Genomic DNA, 21,596 nt, shown 5'->3' with positions numbered 1-21,596 from the left:
CTGTTCCCTTCGCATCAAAGGAAGCTGACCTCATGCTGCGCATCGCCATCCCGAACAAGGGCTCCCTCTCCGGACCTGCGTCGGCGATGCTCCATGAGGCCGGCTACCAGCAGCGCAAGGAGTCCAAGGAACTCGTCCTGGTCGACCCGGCCAACGAGGTGGAGTTCTTCTACCTCCGCCCCAAGGACATCGCGATCTACGTCTCGGCCGGCCGCCTCGACATCGGCATCACCGGCGAAGACCTCCTGGTCGACTCCGGGGCCGGCGCCGAGCCGATCCTGCCGCTCGGCTTCGCCCGCTCCACCTTCCGCTTCGCCGCCAAGCCGGGCACCGCAACCTCGGTGGAGGACCTGGCGGGCAAGACGATCGCCACCTCCTACGAGGGCATCGTCGCGAAGTTCCTCGCCGAGCGCGGCATCGACGCCTCCGTCGTCCACCTGGACGGCGCCGTCGAGACCGCCATCGAACTGGGCGTCGCCCAGGTCATCGCCGACGTCGTGGAGACCGGCACCTCGCTGCGCAACGCCGGTCTTGAGGTCTTCGGCGAGCCGATCATGACCTCCGAGGCCGTCGTCATCCGCCGTACCGGCGCCGAGGCCGACGACCCCAAGGTCCAGCAGTTCCTGCGCCGCCTCCAGGGCGTCCTGGTGGCCCGGTCGTACGTGATGATGGACTACGACTGCCGGGTCGAGCACCTGGAGAAGGCCGTCGCGCTGACCCCCGGTCTGGAGTCCCCGACCATCTCCCCCCTGCACCACGAGGGCTGGGTCGCGGTCCGCTCCATGGTCGCCGCCAAGGAGGCCCAGCGGATCATGGACGACCTCTACGAGCTGGGCGCGCGCGCCATCCTCACCACGGCCATCCACGCCTGCCGTCTCTGACCCGCCGCCTTTCTCTGTACGTACGAAGGATGCCGCCCGCCGTGTCGCAGCCCCAGCTCCCCGCCCTCCCGGTCACCTTCCGGCCGAACCGGACCAGGGCGGTGCTGCTGACCGTGGGCACCGCGATGTTCGTGGTCGTCTCGGCGATCGGGTTCCTGCTGGAGGGGCTCGGCCCCGGCGAGCGGCTCACCTTCGTGTTCACCGGCGCGCTGTTCTTCGGCGTCCTGCTGCTGCTCAGCCGCCCCAAGGTGGTCGCCGACGAGGACGGCGTCACCGTCGTGAACCTCACCACCAGGCGGCGGCTCGCCTGGGCGGAGATCCTCAAGGTCAACCTGCGCCCCGGCGACGCCTGGGTCTTCCTGGACCTCAGCGACGGCACCAGCCTCCCGGCGCTCGGCATCCAGCCGGGCATCGCCAAGGAGAAGGCCATCCGCGACGCCCGCGCACTGCGCGACCTGGTCGAGGCGCGCGGTACGCACGCGGGCTGAGCCCCTTCCCGTACCCGCGGGCCGAGCCCTCCTCCGTACACACGCGGGCTGTGCACCTGCCCATGCGGGTGCCTTGTTGATTACTCTGGGGGGTGGTGCGCCAAGTGCGCGCCGCCCCGCCACTTCCGGCCCTCCGGGGCCCCGCGGGGTCGTACCTTCGACCCAAGGAGTGACTCCCTCCAGCAATGGACGGATCGTCCGGTAGTACCTGCGCCGCCCCCTCTTCTCCTGATGAGGCGGCGGCATGACCATCCCGCTTCTGCTGCTCGCCGCAGCGTTCCTCCTGATCCTCGCCAACGGCTTCTTCGTGGCGGCCGAGTTCGGCCTCGTCACGGTGGAGCGGCCCGACGCCGAACGTGCCGCCGCCGCAGGCGACAAGCGCGCCCGCACGGTCGTGAACTCCCTGCGCGAGCTGTCCTTCCAACTCTCCGGCACCCAGCTCGGCATCACCCTCACCTCGCTCGTCGTGGGCATGCTCGCCGAGCCCGCCCTCGCCCAGCTCCTCGACGGACCGCTGACCGCCGTCGGCATCCCGACGGGCGCCGTCTCCGGCGTCAGCGTCGTCATCGGCATGCTGCTGGCGTCCGCCGTGCAGATGGTGATCGGCGAACTGGTGCCGAAGAACTGGGCGGTGTCCAAACCGCTCCAGGTCGCCCGCTTCGTGGCAGGGCCCCAGCACCGCTTCTCCACCCTGTTCCGCCCGGTGATCACCCTGCTCAACGCCACCGCCAACCGTCTCGTACGGATGCTGGGCGTCGAGCCGACGGACGAGCTGGCCTCCGCCCGCACGCCCGGCGAACTGGTCTCCCTGGCCCGCCACTCGGCGCAGGCCGGGACGCTGGAGCAGGACACGGCCGACCTCTTCGTACGGACCCTGTCCCTGGGCCACCTCACCGCGCAGCACGTGATGACGCCGCGCGTGAAGGTCGCCTCGCTCCAGTCGACCGCGACCGCCGCCGACGTCCTCAACCTGACCCGGGCCACCGGGCTTTCGCGCTTCCCCGTCTACCGGGAGCGCATCGACGAGATCGTCGGCATGGTGCACCTCAAGGACGCCCTCGCGGTGCCGGTGCACGAACGCATCCGGGTCCCGGTCGGCCGGATCGCCGTCGCACCCCTCCTCGTACCGGAGACCCTGCCCGTGCAGCAGCTGCTGGAGCGGCTGCGCAGCGAGCAGCCGATAGCGGTCGTCGTCGACGAGTACGGCGGCACGGCCGGGGTGGTCACCCTGGAGGACATCGTCGAGGAACTCGTCGGCGAGGTCCGCGACGAACACGACGCGGAGGGCGCGGACCGGCCCGAACTCGCGGCCGTGGCCCCCGCCGAGGACGGCAGCCCGTCCTGGGAGGCCGACGGCAGCTGCCGGGTCCTCACCCTGCGCCGGATAGGACTCGACGTCCCCGACGGCCCGTACGAAACGGTGGCCGGCCTCGTCGCCGACCTCCTCGGCCGCATCCCCGCCCCCGGCGACCGGGCCGAACTCCCCGGCTGGAAGCTGTCCGTCCGCCAGGTCGACCGCTACCGGGCGGAACGCGTCCGCCTGGTGCGCACCACTGCTGCGGCGGGCGCGAAGCAGCTCACGGAGGCGGTCCGATGAGCGCGCTGCAACTCCTCTTCGCCCTCCTCCTGGTCCTCGCCAACGGCTTCTTCGTCGGCGCGGAGTTCGCCCTCGTCTCGGTGCGCCGCAGCCAGATCGAACCGCTCGCCGCGGAGGGCTCGTCGCGGGCCAAGCAGGTCATGTACGGGCTGGAGCACCTCCCGCAGATGATGGCGGCGGCCCAATTCGGCATCACCGTCTGCTCGTTGACGCTGGGCGCGGTCGCCGAACCGACGGTCGCCCACCTCCTGGAGCCGGTCTTCCACGCCGCCCACGTGCCGGACGCCCTCGTCCATCCGCTGGGCTACGCGATCGCCCTCGCGGTCGTCGTCGCCCTGCACCTGGTCATCGGCGAGATGGTGCCGAAGAACCTGGCGATGGCGGCCCCGGAGAAGACCGCCCTGTGGTTCAGCCCGGGCCTGGTGGCCTTCGCCCGCCTGTGCCGACCGGTGACGGCGGCGCTGGGCTGGTGCGCCCGCATGGTCCTCAAGCTCTTCCGGGTCGAACCCAAGGAAGAGGTCGAGTCCGTCTTCACCAGCGAGCAGCTCAACCGTCTGGTGGAGGACTCCGGACAGGCGGGCCTGCTGGAACCGGGCGCGCAGGAGCGCCTGGAGGACGCGCTGGAACTGGGCAGCCGCCCGATCACCGACGTCCTGCTGCGCAGGCCCTCGCTGGTGACGGTCGATCCGTCCGTCACGCCCCGACAGATCGAGGAGCTGACGGTCCGCACGGGCTACTCGCGCTTCCCGGTCTGCGCGCCCGGCCCGCTCGGGGCCTTCATGGGGTACGTCCACGTCAAGGACGTCCTGGACCTCGACGAGGCCGAACGGGCGGTGCCGCAGCAGGTGTGGCGCGCGCTGCCGACGCTGCGGGCCGAGCTCCCGCTCGACGACGCGCTGTCCGTCATGCGGCGGGCGGCCACCCACCTGGCGCAGGTGGCGGACGCGTCGGGGCGGGTGCTGGGGCTGGTGGCCCTGGAGGACGTCCTGGAGAAGCTGGTGGGCGAGGTCCGGGACCCGGCCCACCGGGATGCTCCGGTGTCCCCTCAGGTCCCGCGCCCGGCGGAGCGCCGGGGGGCGAGGCTGCCGGAGGCGATGGCGGGGTAGGTGCCGCTGCGGGCGCGTCGCGGCTGGCGTTTTTGCGCAGTTCCCCGCGCCCCTTTCAGGGGCGCGGGGAACTGCGCGAGCAACCCACCACAAGCCGCGCGGCCGAGCGCTTTAGGTGAAGGGGCGGGGCCGGGGCGAAAACACCCCGGTACTGGGGAAGGTACGCAGCACAGGGGACAGGTGCCGCCCCCTCGGCGGGACACGGCGTCAGGGCCTGCCTCCCCCCCGGGCCTACAGCCCGCCCCCCGGCGGCTCCGCCGTGCGGGGCCCGCGCCCCGACAGAACCTCCCCGTAGGCCTGCATCAGATCCGGCAACCGCAGGGTCGACAAATCGTCACGGGTCGGCGTCGCCGCGTACCCCGACAGCCTCAAGTCCCGATACGCACAGCTCTTCTCGTACAGCGTCCGCAGGAAACGCCCATTCCCCAGCTCGTCGATCCACCCCTGGTCGACCACGTGACCGCTGATGCTCCGCAGCTCCTCCAACGCCTCCTCGTCCCACACGTCCCCGTTGTCCCCGGCCAGCACCTCCCCGATGCTGGTCAGCTCCAGCGGCCGGTAGCTCGGGAAGTCGACCCGGGTCGTGAAGCGCGACGACAGCCCCGGATTCGCCGCCAGCAGCCGGTCCATGCCCTCCGGGTACCCGGCCAGGATGACCACCAGGTGGTCCCGGTTGTCCTCCGCCCGCTTCAGCAGCACCTGAAGCGCCTCGTCCCCGTACGCGTCGCCCTTGCTGTAGCCGGAGTTGGCGAGGCTGTACGCCTCGTCCACGAAGAGCACGCCGCCCATCGCGGAGTCGATCAGCTCGTTCGCCTTGACCGCCGTCTGGCCGAGGAACTCGCCGACCAGGTCCGCCCGTTGGGCCTCCACCAGGTGATCCCCGCCCAGCAGCCCGAGCGCGTAGAAGACCCGCCCCAGAATCCGCGCCACCGTCGTCTTGCCGGTGCCCGAGGGGCCGGAGAAGACAAAGTGACGTTTCGGCGGCTGCACCGGAAGCCCCTGTCCCGCCCGCAGCCGCGCCATGTTCAGCTGCGCCGACAGCGCCCGCACCTGCCGCTTCACCGGCTCCATGCCGACCATCCGGTCCAGTTCCCCGAGTGCCTGCTCCAGGAGCGCCGGGTCGGAGGGCCCGGCGGGGAAGGGCGGCAGCCCGGTGGGCCGGGGCGGTCCGGCCTTCTCGCGTACGCCGCTGCGCGGACCCGGCGGCACCGCGCCCCCGAACGGCAGGTTCCCGTCGCCGCTGAGGCGCAGGTCCCCGCCGCCCTCCAGGGTGTCCAGCTCGCCCTGCGACTCCACGGAGTCCTGACTGGCCAGCGATACGGTCGCCAGCCCGGCCGCCGACTCGTCGTAGCCGTCGAGGCCGTCGCCCTCGGAGATCGCGGCGAGTCGCGCCGCGGTGTCCATGAAGGCCGGGTCGACCCGGTGCACGGCCCGGTACAGCGGCAGCGCGGCCGCCGAGCGCCCGGTGCCTTCGTGGGCCCGCGCCAGCCAGTACCGCAGCTCCTTGCGCTGCGGCTGCTCACTGCGGCAGCGCATCAGCGAGGCCGACAGCAGCGGCTCGGCCTGCCCGAACATCTCCAGTCGTACGCGCGCCATTCCGCCGAAGAGCCCCGACTCGATGCCCAGCAGCGGATCGTCCACCAGTGAGTCCGTGTGCCGGACCAACTGCTCCCAGTCCTTGACCAGATACGCCCGGCACGCGTGCAGGAAGCGCACCTGGTTGTCCGTGTCCACGGGCGGCAGTCCCGCCAACGCCCGGTCGAGCTCCGGCACATGGCGGCCGTCCAGCCAGTGCGAGGCGTGCGCGAGGAGCAGGTCGCGCGGGCTTTCGAGGACCGGCTGTACCCACCAGCCCAGCCAGTACCAGGAGTTGAGCGTCCTGCGGTGCCGGGCGCGCTGCTCGCCGAACCGCTCCCGGTGCCGGTACATCCGTAACAGCGCCGTCGTCGTGTCGATGCGCAGGGCGTGCAGGCCGAGCCAGCCGTCCGCCATGCCCGGATCGAGTCGTACCGCCGCCCGGAATTCCTCCTCCGCCTGCGGATACGCCCCCATCGTGTAGGCGTCCACGCCGCGCAGCCAGGCGAGGTCGGCCGGGGCGTGCGTGCCCTGCGTGCCGAAGTCCATCACGTCCCCCACAGACCGTGCCCCCCGTGATGTGCGCCGGGCGTGTGCCAGTGACCCTTTGTCGTTGGCATATGCCCGAACCGCTGTGTCCCGGACGGGAATTGACCGCACCGAAGGGCATCGTACCTGGGCAGGGGGCACCTGAATAAGGGTGGCGCGAGGGGTGCGGTGATGGTGACCCTGGGTGAGCGGAGTGGCTCCGAAAGCACCCGAGTGAAGGGGGCGAGGGCAGAACGAAGCCCCCGATCACGGGGGAACAACCGGGGGCTTCGTGTCTGCGGGCGACTTCGGAAAGCCGCACATTGAGAACGTAAGACCTGTACGCCCCCCGGGTCAAGCGGAGTTGGGGCACTCGCGGGGGCGGTTTTCCGGCCGTTCCGCAAGCCCCGGACGGGTGGTCACGGTGCGTGATGGATCGGTTCGCTCACGCGGTCGCGGGGGTCCCCTCACGCCACTCGTACCCCTCACGCACCTGACGTATCAGGGTGTCGGCGAACGGACGGGACGGGTCCGCCGAGAAATGCCGCGTCTCGGCCCGGGTCCAGCCGTCCCAGAAGGCGGACTGTGCCGTTCCGTCCCGTTCGCGCCCGCGCGCCCAGGAGCGCTCGGCGTCCAGATCCATCCAGAGGAGGTGCGCCAGCAGTGGCCGGAGCTCGCTGCGCCCCGCTCCGACGCCCTCCATGACGACGACGGGCGCGGGCGGCAGCTCGTACCGCTCGGGTCCGAAGCGCCGGTGCGTCCAGTCGTACGGCGCGTACCGCGCACGCTCGCCCCGGGAGAGGGGCTCCAGGACCTGTGCGCGCAGCCGGTCGGTCCATGCGAACAGGGCGTCGTGGCTGGCGAGATCGTCGAGGTGCAGTACGGGAGCACCGCCGAGCGCGTCGGCCAGGCGCCCGGCGAAGGTGCTCTTGCCGGAGCCCGCGTGCCCGTCGACGGCGATCAGCCGGACCGGGCCGAGGGACGGGGGGAGGGCGCTCAGCCGGGCGGCGAGCGGGGCGATGCTGTTCACGCTGGCCACCCTACGAGTCCTCCGAGCCCCGTGCTCCGCGCGCCGCCGCAGGTCAGGGGGGTGGACGGTCGCAGTATGGGGCGCGGCCCGGATACGGGAGGGGGTGGCGGGGTAGCCATGTCGCCCGGCCGGGGCCGTGCGGGTGTGGTGCGCGTCGTTCCGGAACGGCTCCGGAGTCCGTCCGGGGCGGTTCCCGTGTCCGTGCCCGCTCGTGTCCGCCGTATCCGCTTCACGCGCCCGTCCCCACCCGTCCGTCCGACCGGGAGTCCTCGCCCATGACCGCACCCGCACCGCGTCCCGATCCCTCCGTCCGGCCGAGCCCCGGCAGCACCTCGCGCCGGGCCGTGCTCGCCGCCGTCCTCGCGACCGCCGCCGTCCCCGCCCTGCCCGCCTCGGCCACCGTTCCCCCGGGCACCATGAACACCGTGGACAACCGCTTCTGGACCACCCCCGACGACTGGCGCTCCGGCACCGGCCCCGGCACCCGGGTCTCCGACGGCCCGCGCCCCGGGCTGACGATCGGCACGCCGGACGGCGTGACGACCTACCTCGACCCGCACACCGGCCGCACCGGCTCCTACGAGTACGCGGTCTGGACCTCGCCGCTGCACCGCAGCCGGGTCCCCGCCACCGAGATCGTCCCCTCCTGGAACGCCGCCACCCCGCCCGGCACCTGGCTCGCCGTCGAACTGTGCGGGGCGTACGAGGACGGCTCCCGCACGCCCTGGTACGTCATGGGGCGCTGGGCGTCGGGGGAGAGCGAGATCCGGCGCACCTCCGTGGACGGCCAGGGCGACGGGCGCAGCAGCGTCTCCACGGACACCGTCGGGGTGACCGACCCGGCGACCGGGAAGAACCGGCTGATCGGCCACCAGCTCCGGGTCATCCTGTACCGGCTGCCCGGCAGCGGTGCGACCCCGCTCCTGTGGCGCGTCGGGGCGATGTCCTCCGCCGTGCCGGACCGCTTCACGGTCCCCGCTTCGGCGCCCCGGCGCGCGGGGGAGGTGAAGGTGCCGCGCCACTCCCAGGAGATCCACCTCGGCCAGTACCCGGAGTACGACAACGGGGGAGAGGCGTGGTGCAGCCCCACCTCCTCGACGATGGTCCTGGAGCGCTGGGGACGCGGCCCGAGTGCCGCGGACCTGGCCTGGGTGAACCCCGCGTACGCCGACCCCCAGGTGTGCCACGCGGCCCGGTACACCTACGACCACCAGTACGAGGGCTGTGGGAACTGGCCCTTCAACGCGGCCTATGCCGCCACCTACCGCGACATGAACGCCGTGATCACCCGGTTGGGATCGTTGAACGATCTGGAGAACCTGATCCGTGCGGGCATCCCCGCCATAACGTCGCAGTCCTTCCTCAAGGGCGAACTCACCGGCGCCGGCTACGGCACCTCCGGCCACCTGATGGCCGTCGTCGGATTCACCGGCACCGGTGACGTGATCGTCCACGACCCGGCGGCCCCCACCAACGACGCCGTGCGCCGTGTCTACAAGAGGCGCGAGTTCGAGAACGTCTGGCTGCGCACCAAGCGCCGCAGCACGGACGGCAAGGTGGCGTCCGCCGCAGGAGGCGTCTGCTACCTGTACTGGCCCCTGGCGGCGACCCCCGCCCAGCACAGGGCACTTGGGTCGCTCGGCGTGCGCTGACACGGTCTTCCGGCCCCGGGGCGGTGACCTATGTCATCTGTTCCGGGGCCGGTCCCGCTGGCACTGTGAAGGGGGGGCGCGGGCACCCGCGCCCCCCTTCCGCCGCCTCCCCGTACTGCGAGCTCCCTGATGACTGCCGCCTCCGCCGCCCTGTTCTCCCGCCTGCACGCCCGTACCGGCGGCCCCGACGACCAGGACGGGCCGAAGCTCCTGGAGCACGTGCTCGGCTGGACGCTGGTCGTCGTCGTGGCGATGTTCGTCACGGGCGCGGGGCTGATGTGACGCCGCAGGAGGGCGCGGTGCCGGCGGTCAGGACGCGCCGAGCGTCAGCCCGCGGGTGACGATCACGTCCGAGGTGACCATGGCCTGCTCCGCGCTGACGTCCGTCATGTAGACGAACGGCGGCACCACCGGGGGCACCGGCAGCCCGTCCGGGGTGAAGGTCAGGCACAGCAGTCCCTCCAGGCAGCCGCTGAACTTCGTCAGGTAGAGCGTGACGTCGCCGCTGAGGTCCAGGCTGTCGGCGCCCAGAGCGAGTTCGTCGCGGCCGTCGCGGGTCCGCAGCCGGTAGTCGGTGAGGGACGCCGCCTTCATCCGCAGCACCATCACCTTCAGCGGCCCGTCGGCGGTCCGCACCTGGGTCACCCCGGCGATCAGGAAGCCCTGGGGTGCGAAGCGGGTCGTGGTCACCGTCGGCGGCACGCGTGGTGCGAGGGTGTCCGGTGCGGCCTGCGCCCGGTGCGCCGGTGCGGCGACGGACGCCAGCAGGGCGACGGGGAGGGCGACCGCGAGGGTGCGAGGGCCGCGGTGGTCGCGCACCCGGGGCGGCGTGCGGGTGCCGTCGGCGTTGCTCCCCGGGGAGTCGTCTCCCGTACGGTCGGCCCGGCCGTCGTTCTCGGGTTCCTGGACCGGTGACCAGCCGAACCCCATGGCGCTGCCCGCGATGCCGAGGAGGGTGCCCACCAGGAACCCGCCCAGGTTGGTCGCCGCGAACGACAGCACCGACAGGATCAGCGCGTTGATGCTCACGTAGTGGCGGGTGTGCGGCAGGAACCACAGGAAGAGGGCCGCCGCGATGAGCGCGAGGCCGATGCCGATGGCCGCGACGCCCCCGAGCCCCAGGCTCACCAGCACCGTCAGCGGCGACAGGGGGACGAGCAGCAGCTCGGTGCCCGCGAGCACCAGCAGGAGGCCCGCCCAGAACGGCCTGCGCCGCCGCCAGGCCCGGAAGCGGTGCCGGTGCCGGGGCCAGGGGAGGCGGGCGTCGAGCCGACCGCGCCAGAGGCGGCCGCCCCTGTCACCGGTGCCGGTGCTCGCCCGGTCACCGGCACCGGTGCTCGTTTCCCGACGCGCACCGGTGCCGGTGCCGCGCGCCTGCGGCCGTCCGGCGTCTCCGCCCCACCGGCCCGGCCACCGGGGGTTTCGGCCCCACCGGCCCGGTCGTCCGGTGTTCCCGCCCCACCGGCCCGGTCGCCCGGTGTTCCCGCCCCACCGGCCCGGTCGCCCGGTGCTCTCGCCCCACCGGCTCAGAAGCACTGCTTGCCGTCCAGGCTCACATTCAGCTTGAGCCCCTTCAGCCGGAAGTTGCCGCCCGTCGCCGACCAGGCGTGCGACCGCACTCCCGCGACCTCGATGTTCCCCGCCTGGAGCCCGAACTTGCCCGGCTCGCCCCGCACTCCCTGCACGGCGTCCAGCGTGGAGGCGTCCCGGCCGATCTGCGCCGTGCCGAAGCGGGCGTCGCCGGTCAGGTCCTCACCGTCGATGATGAGGTTGCTGGCGGTCACCTCGCCCGCTTCTCCGCCCGCCATCAGCTTGAACACCACCGTGCCGACCGGGGTCTTCACCCGCGCCGACTGGCAGATGTCGGAGAGCCGGGCGTTCCCGATGCCCAGCAGGGCCACCGGGTGCCCCTTGCCGTCCACGGAGCGGTCGGTCTGGACGTACGACGACAGACCGCTGCTCGTCAGCTTCCCCGAGGAGACCTGGAAGCTGGTGCCCGAGACGGCGAACGACGCGGCCAGTGCCCCCTGGCCCATCAGCACCGCCATCGCCCCGACCGCGAGGACGGCCGGAACGGCGATCACGGCGCTCCTGCGCCACCCCGTTCTGCCCTCCGGGAGCGGTGCTCGCTTCTCCGGCTTCCTGGCTGCTGCGCTCACTGGGTCCTCCCGTACGTCGCAGAGATTGCGCAGGGAACGTGCATGCGGTGCATCCGTGGCGGAAGGCGAACAGGGCCGTGGAATACTGCGGCGGCGATCCTTCCGGACTGGGAGAGTAGGACGTAATTTGAATATGAGTCAACAGCGCGGAACGACCGGGAAATCCCAGGCGCGCAGAGCCGAACTCATCGCAACTGGCCGGAAGTTGTTCGCCGACACCTCCTACGACGCCCTCTCCATGGACGACATCGCGCGCCACGCGGGCGTCGCCAAGGGATTGATCTACTACTACTTCACCAACAAGCGCGGCTACTACCTGGCCATCGTCGAGGAGTCCGTCGCCGAACTCGTCGCCAGGGCCGGCAGCCACCGCGAACTCCCGCGCGCGCAACGGGTCCAGCACACCGTCGACGGCTATCTGCACTACGCCCGCCACCACCAGGCCGCGTACCGCACCATCGTCACCGGGGGCGTCGGTTTCGACGTCCAGGTGCAGTCGATCCGCGACTCCGTGCGCACCCAGCTCCTGGCCACCCTCGCGGAGGGCGCGTACGGGCACACGGACATCCCCGCCACGGCGCGACTGGCGCTGCTCGGCTGGATGGCCGCCGTGGAGGGCGTCACGCTGGACTGGATCGGCGACCCCGCGCAGCCGCCGCAGGAGGAGGTGCGCACCCTGCTCGTACGACTGTTGCGGGCCACCCTGGAGACCATCGGCGAACTCGTGCCCCAGTGCCCCGCCCCGCCGCCGGACGACACGGTCGCGTAACACCCCGCCGCCCTGCCCGGCCTGCGGCTTTTCGACCCGTGACGGAACGGGTGCGATCGGGCATACTCAGCCGCCACAGCCCCGGACAGTCCGCTTCCGTAACCCGGAGCGGTGGTTCAGGCTGGGATCGAGTCACCTTCGGCGGCGCCGCCCACACCCTGCGCGCGCGCCCGCCGCCGCGCCCGACAGGGCCCGACGCAAGGAGAGCGCCGCAATGGCCGACCGCGCCCCGCAGCCGGTGGAACGTCAGCTGCCCACCGAGGAGTCCCGCGACCTGCTCGCGCTCGTACGCGACATGATCCAGCGGGAGATCGCCCCGCAGGCGGCCGAGGAGGAGGAAGCCGGGCGCTTCCCCCGCGAGGTCTTCGCGCTCCTCTCCGAGTCCGGGCTGCTCGGTCTGCCGTACGACTCCGAGCACGGCGGCGGCGACCAGCCGTACGAGGTCTACCTCCAGGTCCTCGAAGAGCTCGCGGCGGCCCGGCTGACCGTGGGCCTCGGCGTCAGCGTGCACAGCCTCGCCTGCCACGGGCTCGCCGGGTACGGCACCAAGGAGCAGAAGGCCGCGCACCTGCCCGCCATGCTCGGCGGCGGCCTGCTCGGCGCGTACTGCCTCTCCGAGCCCGCCTCCGGCTCCGACGCGGCGTCCCTGCGCACCAAGGCCGTGCGGGACGGCGACGACTGGGTGATCACCGGTACGAAGGCATGGATCACGCACGGCGGCGTGGCCGATTTCTACACGGTGCTCGCCCGCACCGGAGGCGAGGGCCCGCGCGGCATCACCGCCTTCCTGGTGCCCGGCGACGCACCCGGTCTGTCGGCGGCCGCCCCCGAGAAGAAGATGGGCATGAAGGGCTCGCCCACCGCCCAGCTCCACTTCGACGGCGTACGGGTGCCGGATTCGCGCCGCATCGGCGACGAGGGCCAGGGCTTCGCGATCGCCCTGTCCGCACTGGACTCCGGCCGCCTCGGCATCGCGGCGTGCGCCATTGGCGTGGCGCAGGCGGCCCTGGCCGAGGCGCTCTCCTACGCCACCGGGCGCGAACAGTTCGGCCGCCCCATCGCCGACTTCCAGGGCCTGCGCTTCATGCTGGCCGACATGGCGACGCAGATCGAGGCGGGCCGCGCGCTCTACCTCGCGGCGGCTCGGCTGCGGGACGCCGGCCGTCCCTTCTCCCGCGAAGCGGCCATGGCGAAGCTCTTCTGCACGGACACGGCGATGAAGGTCGCGACGGATGCGGTGCAGGTGCTCGGCGGATACGGCTACACGGTCGACTTCCCGGTCGAGCGGTACATGCGCGAGGCGAAGGTCCTCCAGATCGTGGAGGGCACGAACCAGATCCAGCGGATGGTGATCGCGCGGCACCTCGCGGGCCCCGAGTCCCGCTGATCCGGCCCGGGGGCGGTGCTGGGCTGCTGTCCCAGAGGGGGCTCCGCCCCTCGCCCCCTGCACGGGCTGCGCCCGCGCGTCCTCAAACGCCGGACGGGCTGATATGCCTGGCGCGCCCCTGAATGCCGCCCGAAGGGCAGGCATGTCAGGGGCGCGGGGAACTGCGCGACCAGCCACCCACCCACCCGCACGGACCCGTTCACAGCCCCGCAGGGTTACGGGAAGGGGCGGGGAGGGGAAGAACCCACCCCGGCACCGGGTGCCCACCACCCACCCTGCCGCGCCCCGCACCGCATGCCCCCCGCCCAAGCGACCCGCCCCAACTCTGGCCCACCCCACACCTCCTGACGTACCGTCAGACTCCGCCGAAGCGGGGACCGGGGCCGGAGCAGGCCCCGGGGTCCCGGCCCGGCGTGCCGTCCCAGCCGCCAGGAGGCCCCGTGTCCCAGGACCGCCCCATCCCCCTCGACGAATACCCCGTCCACCAGACCCCCCTCTCGATGAAGCACGTCGCGACCGGCGACCGCAACGCCTACGACCGCTGCATCTTCCACCTCGTCGACCACACCGGCCGCGCCCTCCTCATCCTCGGCCTCGGCGTCTACCCCAACACCGGTGTCATCGACGCCTACGCCACCCTCCGCCTCGGCGACACCCTGCACGCCGTCCGGGCCTCCGACGCCCTCACCGACGACCGGATGAACATGTCCGTCGGGCCGCTGCGCATCACCGTCGACGAGCCGCTGCGCCGCTTCACCCTCACCTGCGACGCCGATCCCACCGACCCCGACTCCCTCTCGTACGAGATCAGTTGGACGGCCGACTTCCCGGCCGTGTGGGAGCCGCACCACGTCCAGTACCGCGGCGACCGCCTCATGCTGGAGGGCCGCCGCTTCGTCCAAGCGGGCGGCTGCACCGGCGAGATCCGCGTCGGCGGCGAGCGGATCCGTCTCGACCCCGCCCACTGGACCGGCACCCGCGACCGCAGTTGGGGCGTACGGCCCATCCCGGGGGAGGAGGGCGGGCGCGCCGCCGAGGAGCACCGGCCCGAAGGGTTCCACTGGCTCTGGATACCCGCCCGCTTCGACGACCGCTTCGTCATGGTCGTCGCCCAGGAGGACGCCGACGGCCACCGCACCCTCAACGAGGCCCTCCTGGTCCGCGAGGGGGAGAACGACGTCCAACTCGGCTGGCCGCACACCGACATCACCTACCGCTCCGGCACCCGCCACCCCGAACGCGCCGTCGTCCACCTCACCGACCCCGCCCGCAAACCCCTCGAACTCGGCGTCGAGATCCTCACCTCCTCACCGCTGGCCGTCGGCGCCGGATACCCGCCCGCCGACGACTGGCAGCACGGCACCTGGCAGGGCCGCGGCTGGACCGACCGGCGCGCCTACGACCTCTCCGACCCCGCCGCCCACCCCATGGCCGCGTACGGCGTCATCGACCACGCCGCCCGCTTCACCCTCGACGGACGCACCGGCTACGGCATCTTCGAGCACGGCACCTTCGGCCGCCACGACCCCAGCGGCTTCACCGGATACGAGTCCACCGCGCCCTGAGCCCGGCCGAAAGCACACACCCCCGCGAGCAGAGGAGTACGGAGACATGGCCACCGCACCCCGACCCCGCACCACCACCCGCGACCCCGAGGAACTCGGCCGGCGGCTCACCGCCTGGCTGGCCCCCCGCCTCCCCGGAGCGCGTGTCACCGACGTCCGCGTGCCCGGCTCCAACGGCATGTCGAGCGAGACCCTGCTCTTCGACCTCGACCACCCCGAGGCCCCCGTCACCGCCTGCGCCCTGCGACTGGCCGCCGACCCGGCCGCGTACACCGTCTTCCCCGTGTACGACATGGCCCGCCAGCACCGCGTCATGAGCCTGGTGGGCACCCACACCGACCTGCCCGTCCCGCACGTCCTGTGGCTGGAGGAGGACCCCGCCCCGCTCGGCGCGCCCTTCTTCGTCATGGCCCGCGCCGAGGGCCGGGTCCCGCCGGACGTCATGCCGTACACGTACGAAGGGAACTGGCTGCACGCGGCGAGCGACGAGGAGCGCGCCGCACTGGAGGCCGCGAGCGTCGGCGTCGTCGCGCGGCTGCACCAGCAATTCCCGGCGAAGGAGGCGGAGTTCCTGCTGCCCGACGTCGAAGGGAGCCCGCTGCGACGGCATGTGACGGCCCAGCAGATGTACTACGAGTGGGTGGTGGACGGGCTGCCGCGCTCACCCCTCATCGAGCAGGCCTTCCGGTGGCTGGAGGAGCACTGGCCCGAGGAGGAGGGCGAGCCGGTGCTCTGCTGGGGGGACGCCCGCATCGGCAACATCATCTACGACGGGTTCGAGCCCGCCGCCGTGCTCGACTGGGAGATGGCCGCCTACGGCCCCCGCGAACTCGACCTCGGCTGGACCGTCTACCTGCACCGCTTCTTCCAGGACCTGACCGTCTCCTTCGGGCAGCCCGGACTCCCGGACTTCCTGCGCCGCGACGCGATCGAGGAGCGGTACGTGCGCCTCACCGGGCACACCCCGCGGCACATGGAGTTCCACACGCTGTACGCCGCCCTGCGGCACGCCGTGGTGATGCTGCGCATCGCCTACCGGCAGGTGCACTTCGGGGAGGTCCGGGTCCCCGAGGACCCGGACGCGCTCATCATGCACCGGGCGTCGCTGGACGCCATGGTGCGCGGGACGTACTGGAGCGAAGCGGGGTACGCGGAAGGGTAGTTACGCGGCGCGCTGACGCGGCACCTTCAGCGGGCGCGAGCCCGGGCCGCCCACGTGGCTGAAGGGCTGCGTGCGCCAGTCGAGACCCTGGGGGAGGGTGAGCAGCAGGGCGGTGTCCTGCTCCAGCACCTCCAGGGACGCGTCCGCCGGCTTCGCGTCGGCGGCGGGACGGCCCGTACCGGAGCAGGCGGTCAGGCCGAACGGGTTCCACGGGGTGGGGCACTTGGCGTGCTCCGGCAGGACGTCCTCGTCGGCGAGCAGCGCGATCGGCTGCAAGCAGTCCGGGCACAGGACCCGGTACATCTCGAAGGTGTCGTACGCGTCGGAGCCGGAGTCCTCGGACGCGTCGAGAAGGGATGCTGCGATCTCGACGGGTTCCGGTTCGGTACGTCCGGTGCGCTTCAGGCTCTGCATGGAGACACTCCCCCTAGAGGTGGGCCGACCAGGCGCTGCGGCCTCGACCACACCAAGCACTTCCCTGCGCGCCTGCGCGATAACCCCACAAAGAAGAAGGACACGGGGCGAAGGATGTGGCCTTCGTCACATGCCCGTCGCAGGTGCCGCACACGCGCCCCCTGCGCGCCCCACATGCGCCGCGGCCGGGCCTGCGCCGTTCCACCAGGCAAGACGCACGCCGCTCAGGTGCGACAAGGGCCCCGGGCCCTGTAGGTTCTCGGTCCATGGAGGAGTTGGATCGTCAGATCGTGGACCTGCTCGTCAAGGACGGGCGGATGAGCTACACCGACCTGGGCAAGGCCACCGGCCTGTCCACCTCGGCGGTGCATCAGCGCGTCCGCAGGCTGGAGCAGCGCGGAGTGATCCGCGGATACGCCGCGGTCGTGGACCCCGAGGCGGTCGGGCTGCCGCTCACCGCGTTCATCTCGGTGGCGCCCTTCGACCCCAGCGCCCCCGACGACATCGCGGACCGGCTCGCCGGTGTCGACGAGATCGAGGCCTGCCACAGCGTCGCGGGCGACGAGAACTACATCCTCAAGGTGCGCGTCGCCACCCCGCTGGAGCTGGAGCACCTGCTCACCCGCATCCGCACCCTGGCCGGGGTCTCCACCCGCACCACCGTCGTCCTCTCCACCCCGTACGAAGCGCGCCCGCCCCGCGTCTGACCCACCCGTGTCACGGGCGGTGCGGACCGGCGCGTGCGCCCGCTCCGCGCATCCGGCACCCGAGTCGAACGCGCCCCGCGCGCTGCGCGAGACTGGTCCCCATGACCGAGCGCACCGCCCCCTCCTCCCCGGCCGGCCCCGCCGCCCCCTCCGACCGCACCGTGCTGCTGCGCGGCGGCGAGGTCCACAGTCCCGCCGACCCCTTCGCCACCGCGATGGTCGTCGAGCGCGGGCACGTCGCCTGGGTGGGCTCCGAGGGGGCCGCCGACGCCTTCGCGACCGGCGTCGACGAGGTCCTCGACCTCGAAGGTGCGCTCGTCACCCCGGCGTTCACAGACGCACACGTGCACACGACGTCGACGGGCCTGGCCCTCACCGGCCTCGACCTGTCCGCCGCCCGCACCCTGGACGAGGCACTCGCTCTCGTACGGTCCCACGCCGCCGGACGCCCGGCCGGCGAGGTCCTCATCGGCGGCGGCTGGGACGCCTCCCGCTGGCCCGGGCAGCGTCACCCCTCGCGCGCCGAACTCGACGCCGCGGCCGGTGGGCGCCCCCTCTACCTGCCCCGCATCGACGTCCACTCGGCCGTCGTCTCCACCGCCCTGCTCGACCTCGTGCCCGGTGTCACCGGCCTGACGGGCTACCACCCCGACGAGCCGCTCACCGCCGCCGCCCACCACGCGGTGCGCGCCGCGGCCCACGGTGCGATCAGCCCCGCCCAGCGCGCCGAGGCCCAGCGCGCCGCCCTCGCGCACGCCGCCTCGCTCGGCATCGGCACCGTCCACGAGTGCGCGGGTCCCGAGATCTCCGACGAGGACGACCTGGTCGGACTGCTGAAGCTGGCCGCCGAGACACCGGGCCCGCGCGTCTTCGGCTACTGGGCCGAACAGATCGCGCATGCAAAGGACGCCCAGCGCGTCCGCGAGCTCGGCGCCATCGGCGCGGCCGGTGACCTCTTCGTCGACGGCTCGCTCGGCTCCCACACCGCCTGCCTGCACCAGCCCTACGCCGACGCCCCGCACACCGGCACCGCCCACCTCGACGCCGCCGCGATCGCCGCACACGTCGCGGTCTGCACCGAGGAGGGCCTCCAGGCGGGCTTCCACGCCATCGGGGACGCCGCGATCACCGCGGTCGTCGCCGGGGTGCGCGCCGCCGCCGAGAAGGTCGGCCTCGCCCGGGTGCGGGCCGCCCGGCACCGGGTCGAGCACGCCGAGGCGATGACCCCCGAGACCGTCGCCGCTTTCGCCGAACTGGGCCTCACCGCCTCCGTCCAGCCCGCCTTCGACGCGGCCTGGGGCGGCGACGACGGCATGTACGCGCAGCGCCTGGGCGTCGAGCGGGCCCGCACCCTCAACCCGTACGCCGCCATGCTCAGGGCGGGCATCCCGCTGGCCTTCGGCTCCGACAGCCCGGTCACCCCGCTCGACCCGTGGGGCACCGTCCGCGCCGCCGCCTTCCACCGCACGCTTGAGCACCGGGTGTCCGTGCGCGCCGGGTTCACCGCCCACACCCGCGGCGGCTGGCGGGCCGTCGGCCGGGACGACGCGGGCGTCCTGGTGCCCGGCGCGCCCGCCGACTACGCGATCTGGCAGTCCGGCGAGCTGGTCGTGCAGGCCCCGGACGACCGCGTCGCCCGCTGGTCCACCGACCCCCGCTCCGGCACGCCCGGCCTGCCCGACCTGGCGCCCGGCGCACCGCTGCCGGTGTGCCTGCGCACCGTCGTTTCCGGCCGGACCGTCTTCGTACGGCCGAACGCGTGACATGGGGCGGGGCGGCCCGTAGGGCCGAACGCATGACGTGAAGCCGGGCGCGTACCGCCGATCGGTGCGGCCCGGGCCGTCCGGGGGTACTTCGTCCCGTCGGCACTGACCAGGGGATTTCGGGAAACGCCGCAGGTCGCACAGGTGTTGACAGGAAGCGGCCACCGGCGGGTAGGTTCGGCCGGGTCCACCACGAAACGTCCGGCCGGAAATCCTCCACGCAGTCGTCGAACGCCGCTGGGTCATGGACGGGTCGCCGCACCGGCGGCCCGCCCGGAGCCAGGTTCAGCGCCCGCGCCTCGGGGGCGAGGGAAGGTTTTTTCCGGTCGACGGTGCGACCCGGGTAGGGCCCCGGCGTTCAGTAGACAACGGCGAGGATGTCCGCAGCCGGCGGCCACCTGGTCGGCCCGAAGGACGCCGGGCCCCCATCCGTAGAATCCGCCCGCCCCGTACCGGCCGGACCACCGGCCGCCTCCCCGTACCCGCTCGCTATGGTGGGTCCTTCGGTGCACGGACATTAAAGGGGAAGCAGTGAACGACGGCGGTCAGAAGCGTTACGGCCCGCTCGGCAGTGCTTTGGTGATCATCCCGACCTACAACGAGGCCGAGAACATCAAGCCGATCGTCGCGCGGGTCCGGGAAGCGGTTCCCGAAGCGCATGTCCTGGTCGCCGACGACAACAGCCCCGACGGCACCGGAAAGCTGGCGGACGAGCTCGCCGCAGCCGACGACCACGTCCACGTCCTGCACCGCAAGGGCAAGGAGGGCCTCGGCGCCGCCTACATGGCCGGATTCCGCTGGGGCATCGACAACGGCTACGGCGTCCTGGTCGAGATGGACGCCGACGGCTCCCACCAGCCCGAGGAACTGCCCCGCCTGCTCACCGCCCTCAAGGGCGCCGACCTGGTGCTCGGCTCGCGCTGGGTGCCGGGCGGGCGGATCGTGAACTGGCCCAAGTCCCGCGAGTTCATCTCCCGCGGCGGCAGCCTCTACTCCCGGATGCTGCTGGGCGTACCGATCCGCGACGTCACCGGCGGCTTCCGCGCCTTCCGCGCGGAAACCCTCGACGGCCTCGGTCTGGAGGAGGTCGCCTCGCAGGGCTACTGCTTCCAGGTCGACCTGGCGCGCCGCGCCGTCGAGTCCGGTTTCCACGTGGTCGAGGTGCCGATCACGTTCGTGGAGCGCGAGATCGGCGAGTCCAAGATGAGCAACGACATCCTGATCGAGGCGCTGTGGCGGGTCACCGCCTGGGGCGTGGGCACGCGCGCCAACAAGCTGCTCGGCCGCAAGCCTCTGTAACGCCCTCCCGGGCGGCCCTGCCTCCCGGGGCACTCACGCGCTCTTTACGCCGTTCAGGCGGCCTGCCAGGCACACTGGAGGCATGACGACCGGCACTCCGCCCCCGACCGTGACAACGACCCCCCGCAAGCGCTCCCGCGCCCGCACCCTCGTGCCCCTCGGCATCGCCGCCTGGCTGGTGCTGGAGATCTGGCTGCTGACCCTCGTGGCCGGCTGGGCGGGCGGCCTCACCGTCCTCCTGCTGCTGGTCGGGGCGGTCGTGCTCGGCGGTGCCGTGATCAAGCGGGCCGGCCGCCGCGCCTTCAAGAACCTCAGCGAGACGGTGCAGCGCCAGCAGCAGTCCGGCGGCGCCCACGACCCGGCCGCCGACGAGCAGGGCAAGAAGGGCTCCGGCAACGGCTTCGTAATGCTGGGCGGGCTGCTCCTGATCCTCCCCGGCCTCCTCTCCGACGTACTGGGCCTGCTGGTCCTGGTGCCGCCCGTGCGCAGGGCACTCGGCCGCTACGCCGAGAAGTCGCTCCAGAAGCGCATGGACGCCGTGCAGCAGCCCGGCAGCCTCGGCGACATGTTCCAGCAGGCGCGGATGCACCGCCCCGACGGCAAGGTCGTCCCGGGCGAGGTCATCCGCGACGACTCCCCGGGGCAGTCCTACCCGCCGCGCCGCGAGGACGGGCCGCGCGCGCCGCTGACGCCCTGACCTTCGTACGGCTGATCTTCGTGCGGCTGATCTTCGTACGCCTGGCCTTCGTGCGTGCGGCCCTCGTACGTACGAAGGCCGCACCCACGACAAAAGCCGAGGGGCTCCGGCGCACACAGTGTGCGCCGGAGCCCCTCGGCTCTTGCGGGGTACTTCTCCCGTGCCCTTCGCCCGTTACGGACGTCAGGCGGACTTGCGGCTGTCCCGCGGATGCACCGCGATGTTCATGGCGCCAGAACGCAGTACCGCGAGCCTTTCGGCCAGGACCTCTTCGAGTTCCTCGCGGGTGCGCCGCTCCATGAGCATGTCCCAGTGCGTGCGCGCGGGCTTGCCCTTCTTCTCCTCCGGCCCATCGCCGTCCACCAGGAGTGCCTGGGTCCCGCAGACCTTGCACTCCCACTCCGGCGGAATTTCCGCTTCCACGGAGAAGGGCATCTCAAAGCGATGACCCTTCTCACATGCGTACTCCACCGCCTGGCGCGGGGCCAGATCGATGCCGCGGTCCGTCTCGTAGCTGGTCACCACGAGCCGCGTACCGCGGAGAGCTCGCTCACTCATGAATCGTGCCTCCCGGGCTTGTCGCCCACAGGACAGGTATTTGTCGCTGTCGTCGTCATCCGGTCAACGTCCGGTCGGCGGTAAAGATTCCCGTTGCGGGTCAGTGCGTCGCCCGTCGTGCCGCCCCTTGTTGTACCCACCAGTGACCGCTTTGTCACATCTGACAGCAGATGTCACCCAGTCTTTTTCCTGCGAAGGTTCGCAGTAACGGTCCGCCTGGCAGGCCAAAGGCGTACACTACCGGCCTTTTACTTCAAGG

20 protein-coding genes are annotated in these 21,596 nt (G+C 72.4%); 14 read left to right on the top strand and 6 right to left on the bottom strand.

The window, feature by feature from the left end; translation table 11 throughout:
• The first annotated feature begins 32 nt into the window (after nt 1-32).
• From hisG to ACIO3O_RS14890, 4 genes are all read left to right on the top strand, one after another.
• A complete protein-coding gene (gene hisG, locus ACIO3O_RS14905; protein WP_401745365.1) occupies nt 33-881 on the top strand; it encodes an ATP phosphoribosyltransferase in 849 nt (282 codons plus the stop codon).
• A gap of 29 nt (nt 882-910) precedes the next feature.
• Entirely contained in the window at nt 911-1,369 is a 459-nt protein-coding gene (locus ACIO3O_RS14900) for a PH domain-containing protein (RefSeq protein ID WP_401745363.1), read from the top strand.
• Nucleotides 1,370-1,613: 244 nt separating this feature from the next.
• Nucleotides 1,614-2,966: a hemolysin family protein gene (locus ACIO3O_RS14895; protein ID WP_401745361.1), complete on the top strand. Its 1,353-nt coding sequence runs from the start codon at nt 1,614-1,616 to the stop codon at nt 2,964-2,966.
• Nucleotides 2,963-4,072 (top strand): hemolysin family protein, encoded by a 1,110-nt coding sequence (locus tag ACIO3O_RS14890; protein ID WP_401745359.1) that lies wholly within the window; start codon nt 2,963-2,965, stop codon nt 4,070-4,072. The genes ACIO3O_RS14895 and ACIO3O_RS14890 overlap by 4 nt, the downstream gene beginning before the upstream one ends.
• A 231-nt stretch (nt 4,073-4,303) precedes the next feature.
• Here the strand turns inward: ACIO3O_RS14890 and ACIO3O_RS14885 are convergent, their stop codons facing one another.
• Nucleotides 4,304-6,196: an AAA family ATPase gene (locus ACIO3O_RS14885; protein WP_401745357.1), complete on the bottom strand. Its 1,893-nt coding sequence runs from the start codon at nt 6,194-6,196 to the stop codon at nt 4,304-4,306.
• Between the two features lie 424 nt (nt 6,197-6,620).
• Nucleotides 6,621-7,205 carry a uridine kinase gene (locus ACIO3O_RS14880; RefSeq protein WP_401745355.1) on the bottom strand — a complete coding sequence of 195 codons (585 nt, stop codon included), beginning with the start codon at nt 7,203-7,205 and terminating at the stop codon, nt 6,621-6,623.
• Nucleotides 7,206-7,480: 275 nt separating this feature from the next.
• On the opposite strand from ACIO3O_RS14880, the gene ACIO3O_RS14875 reads away from it, so the two are divergent.
• Nucleotides 7,481-8,857, top strand: coding sequence for a peptidase C39 family protein (locus ACIO3O_RS14875; protein ID WP_401745354.1), 1,377 nt, complete (start codon nt 7,481-7,483; stop codon nt 8,855-8,857).
• Nucleotides 8,858-8,986: 129 nt separating this feature from the next.
• Complete coding sequence (locus ACIO3O_RS14870; protein WP_401745353.1) at nt 8,987-9,139, top strand: SCO1431 family membrane protein; 153 nt, start codon at nt 8,987-8,989, stop codon at nt 9,137-9,139.
• A 27-nt stretch (nt 9,140-9,166) separates the two neighbouring features.
• On the opposite strand, the gene ACIO3O_RS14865 is transcribed toward ACIO3O_RS14870, so the two are convergent.
• Entirely contained in the window at nt 9,167-10,393 is a 1,227-nt protein-coding gene (locus ACIO3O_RS14865) for a DUF6114 domain-containing protein (protein WP_401745351.1), read from the bottom strand.
• The gene (locus ACIO3O_RS14860) at nt 10,384-10,941 is read right to left on the bottom strand and encodes a DUF6230 family protein (RefSeq protein WP_401745349.1); all 558 of its coding nucleotides are present in this window, start codon (nt 10,939-10,941) and stop codon (nt 10,384-10,386) included. Before ACIO3O_RS14860 ends, ACIO3O_RS14865 begins: the two co-directional genes overlap by 10 nt.
• Nucleotides 10,942-11,143: 202 nt before the next feature.
• On the opposite strand from ACIO3O_RS14860, the gene ACIO3O_RS14855 reads away from it, so the two are divergent.
• The 4 genes from ACIO3O_RS14855 (at nt 11,144) to ACIO3O_RS14840 (ending at nt 15,899) form a co-directional block, all read left to right on the top strand.
• Nucleotides 11,144-11,785 carry a TetR/AcrR family transcriptional regulator gene (locus ACIO3O_RS14855; protein ID WP_401745347.1) on the top strand — a complete coding sequence of 214 codons (642 nt, stop codon included), beginning with the start codon at nt 11,144-11,146 and terminating at the stop codon, nt 11,783-11,785.
• Nucleotides 11,786-11,999: 214 nt separating this feature from the next.
• Complete coding sequence (locus ACIO3O_RS14850; protein WP_401745346.1) at nt 12,000-13,172, top strand: acyl-CoA dehydrogenase family protein; 1,173 nt, start codon at nt 12,000-12,002, stop codon at nt 13,170-13,172.
• A 440-nt stretch (nt 13,173-13,612) separates the two neighbouring features.
• On the top strand, nt 13,613-14,737 hold the full coding sequence (locus tag ACIO3O_RS14845) for a hypothetical protein (protein ID WP_401745344.1): 1,125 nt from the start codon (nt 13,613-13,615) through the stop codon (nt 14,735-14,737).
• 46 nt (nt 14,738-14,783) lie between these two features.
• The gene (locus ACIO3O_RS14840; protein ID WP_401745342.1) at nt 14,784-15,899 is read left to right on the top strand and encodes a phosphotransferase family protein; all 1,116 of its coding nucleotides are present in this window, start codon (nt 14,784-14,786) and stop codon (nt 15,897-15,899) included.
• Here ACIO3O_RS14840 and ACIO3O_RS14835 read toward each other — a convergent pair whose 3' ends face one another.
• Nucleotides 15,900-16,313: a hypothetical protein gene (locus tag ACIO3O_RS14835; protein ID WP_401745340.1), complete on the bottom strand. Its 414-nt coding sequence runs from the start codon at nt 16,311-16,313 to the stop codon at nt 15,900-15,902.
• 266 nt (nt 16,314-16,579) lie between these two features.
• Here ACIO3O_RS14835 and ACIO3O_RS14830 point away from each other — a divergent pair, with 266 nt between their 5' ends.
• The 4 genes from ACIO3O_RS14830 (at nt 16,580) to fxsA (ending at nt 20,779) form a co-directional block, all read left to right on the top strand.
• Nucleotides 16,580-17,020 carry an Lrp/AsnC family transcriptional regulator gene (locus tag ACIO3O_RS14830; protein WP_401745338.1) on the top strand — a complete coding sequence of 147 codons (441 nt, stop codon included), beginning with the start codon at nt 16,580-16,582 and terminating at the stop codon, nt 17,018-17,020.
• A 101-nt stretch (nt 17,021-17,121) separates the two neighbouring features.
• Nucleotides 17,122-18,783 (top strand): amidohydrolase, encoded by a 1,662-nt coding sequence (locus tag ACIO3O_RS14825; RefSeq protein ID WP_401745336.1) that lies wholly within the window; start codon nt 17,122-17,124, stop codon nt 18,781-18,783.
• A gap of 531 nt (nt 18,784-19,314) precedes the next feature.
• A complete protein-coding gene (locus tag ACIO3O_RS14820; protein WP_401745334.1) occupies nt 19,315-20,082 on the top strand; it encodes a polyprenol monophosphomannose synthase in 768 nt (255 codons plus the stop codon).
• 82 nt (nt 20,083-20,164) lie between these two features.
• A complete protein-coding gene (fxsA, locus tag ACIO3O_RS14815; protein ID WP_401745333.1) occupies nt 20,165-20,779 on the top strand; it encodes an FxsA family membrane protein in 615 nt (204 codons plus the stop codon).
• 183 nt (nt 20,780-20,962) lie between these two features.
• On the opposite strand, the gene ACIO3O_RS14810 is transcribed toward fxsA, so the two are convergent.
• On the bottom strand, nt 20,963-21,337 hold the full coding sequence (locus tag ACIO3O_RS14810; protein ID WP_142215978.1) for an RNA polymerase-binding protein RbpA: 375 nt from the start codon (nt 21,335-21,337) through the stop codon (nt 20,963-20,965).
• Between the last annotated feature and the right edge of the window lie 259 nt (nt 21,338-21,596).

Origin of the sequence: Streptomyces sp. NPDC087440 (genome assembly GCF_044744005.1) — a bacterium.
Classification (GTDB): Bacteria; Actinomycetota; Actinomycetes; order Streptomycetales; family Streptomycetaceae; genus Streptomyces.
This window is presented reverse-complemented; position numbering and strand designations above follow the sequence as displayed.

What these genes read in the sequence shown, in the direction of transcription:
- hisG (WP_401745365.1), top strand. Translation starts at nt 33, where the DNA reads ATGCTGCGCATCGCCATCCCGAACAAGGGCTCCCTCTCCGGACCTGCG.
- ACIO3O_RS14900 (WP_401745363.1), top strand. Translation starts at nt 911, where the DNA reads ATGCCGCCCGCCGTGTCGCAGCCCCAGCTCCCCGCCCTCCCGGTCACC.
- ACIO3O_RS14895 (WP_401745361.1), top strand. Translation starts at nt 1,614, where the DNA reads ATGACCATCCCGCTTCTGCTGCTCGCCGCAGCGTTCCTCCTGATCCTC.
- ACIO3O_RS14890 (WP_401745359.1), top strand. Translation starts at nt 2,963, where the DNA reads ATGAGCGCGCTGCAACTCCTCTTCGCCCTCCTCCTGGTCCTCGCCAAC.
- ACIO3O_RS14885 (WP_401745357.1), bottom strand. Translation starts at nt 6,196, where the DNA reads ATGGACTTCGGCACGCAGGGCACGCACGCCCCGGCCGACCTCGCCTGG.
- ACIO3O_RS14875 (WP_401745354.1), top strand. Translation starts at nt 7,481, where the DNA reads ATGACCGCACCCGCACCGCGTCCCGATCCCTCCGTCCGGCCGAGCCCC.
- ACIO3O_RS14870 (WP_401745353.1), top strand. Translation starts at nt 8,987, where the DNA reads ATGACTGCCGCCTCCGCCGCCCTGTTCTCCCGCCTGCACGCCCGTACC.
- ACIO3O_RS14850 (WP_401745346.1), top strand. Translation starts at nt 12,000, where the DNA reads ATGGCCGACCGCGCCCCGCAGCCGGTGGAACGTCAGCTGCCCACCGAG.
- ACIO3O_RS14840 (WP_401745342.1), top strand. Translation starts at nt 14,784, where the DNA reads ATGGCCACCGCACCCCGACCCCGCACCACCACCCGCGACCCCGAGGAA.
- ACIO3O_RS14835 (WP_401745340.1), bottom strand. Translation starts at nt 16,313, where the DNA reads ATGCAGAGCCTGAAGCGCACCGGACGTACCGAACCGGAACCCGTCGAG.
- ACIO3O_RS14830 (WP_401745338.1), top strand. Translation starts at nt 16,580, where the DNA reads ATGGAGGAGTTGGATCGTCAGATCGTGGACCTGCTCGTCAAGGACGGG.
- ACIO3O_RS14825 (WP_401745336.1), top strand. Translation starts at nt 17,122, where the DNA reads ATGACCGAGCGCACCGCCCCCTCCTCCCCGGCCGGCCCCGCCGCCCCC.
- fxsA (WP_401745333.1), top strand. Translation starts at nt 20,165, where the DNA reads ATGACGACCGGCACTCCGCCCCCGACCGTGACAACGACCCCCCGCAAG.
- ACIO3O_RS14810 (WP_142215978.1), bottom strand. Translation starts at nt 21,337, where the DNA reads ATGAGTGAGCGAGCTCTCCGCGGTACGCGGCTCGTGGTGACCAGCTAC.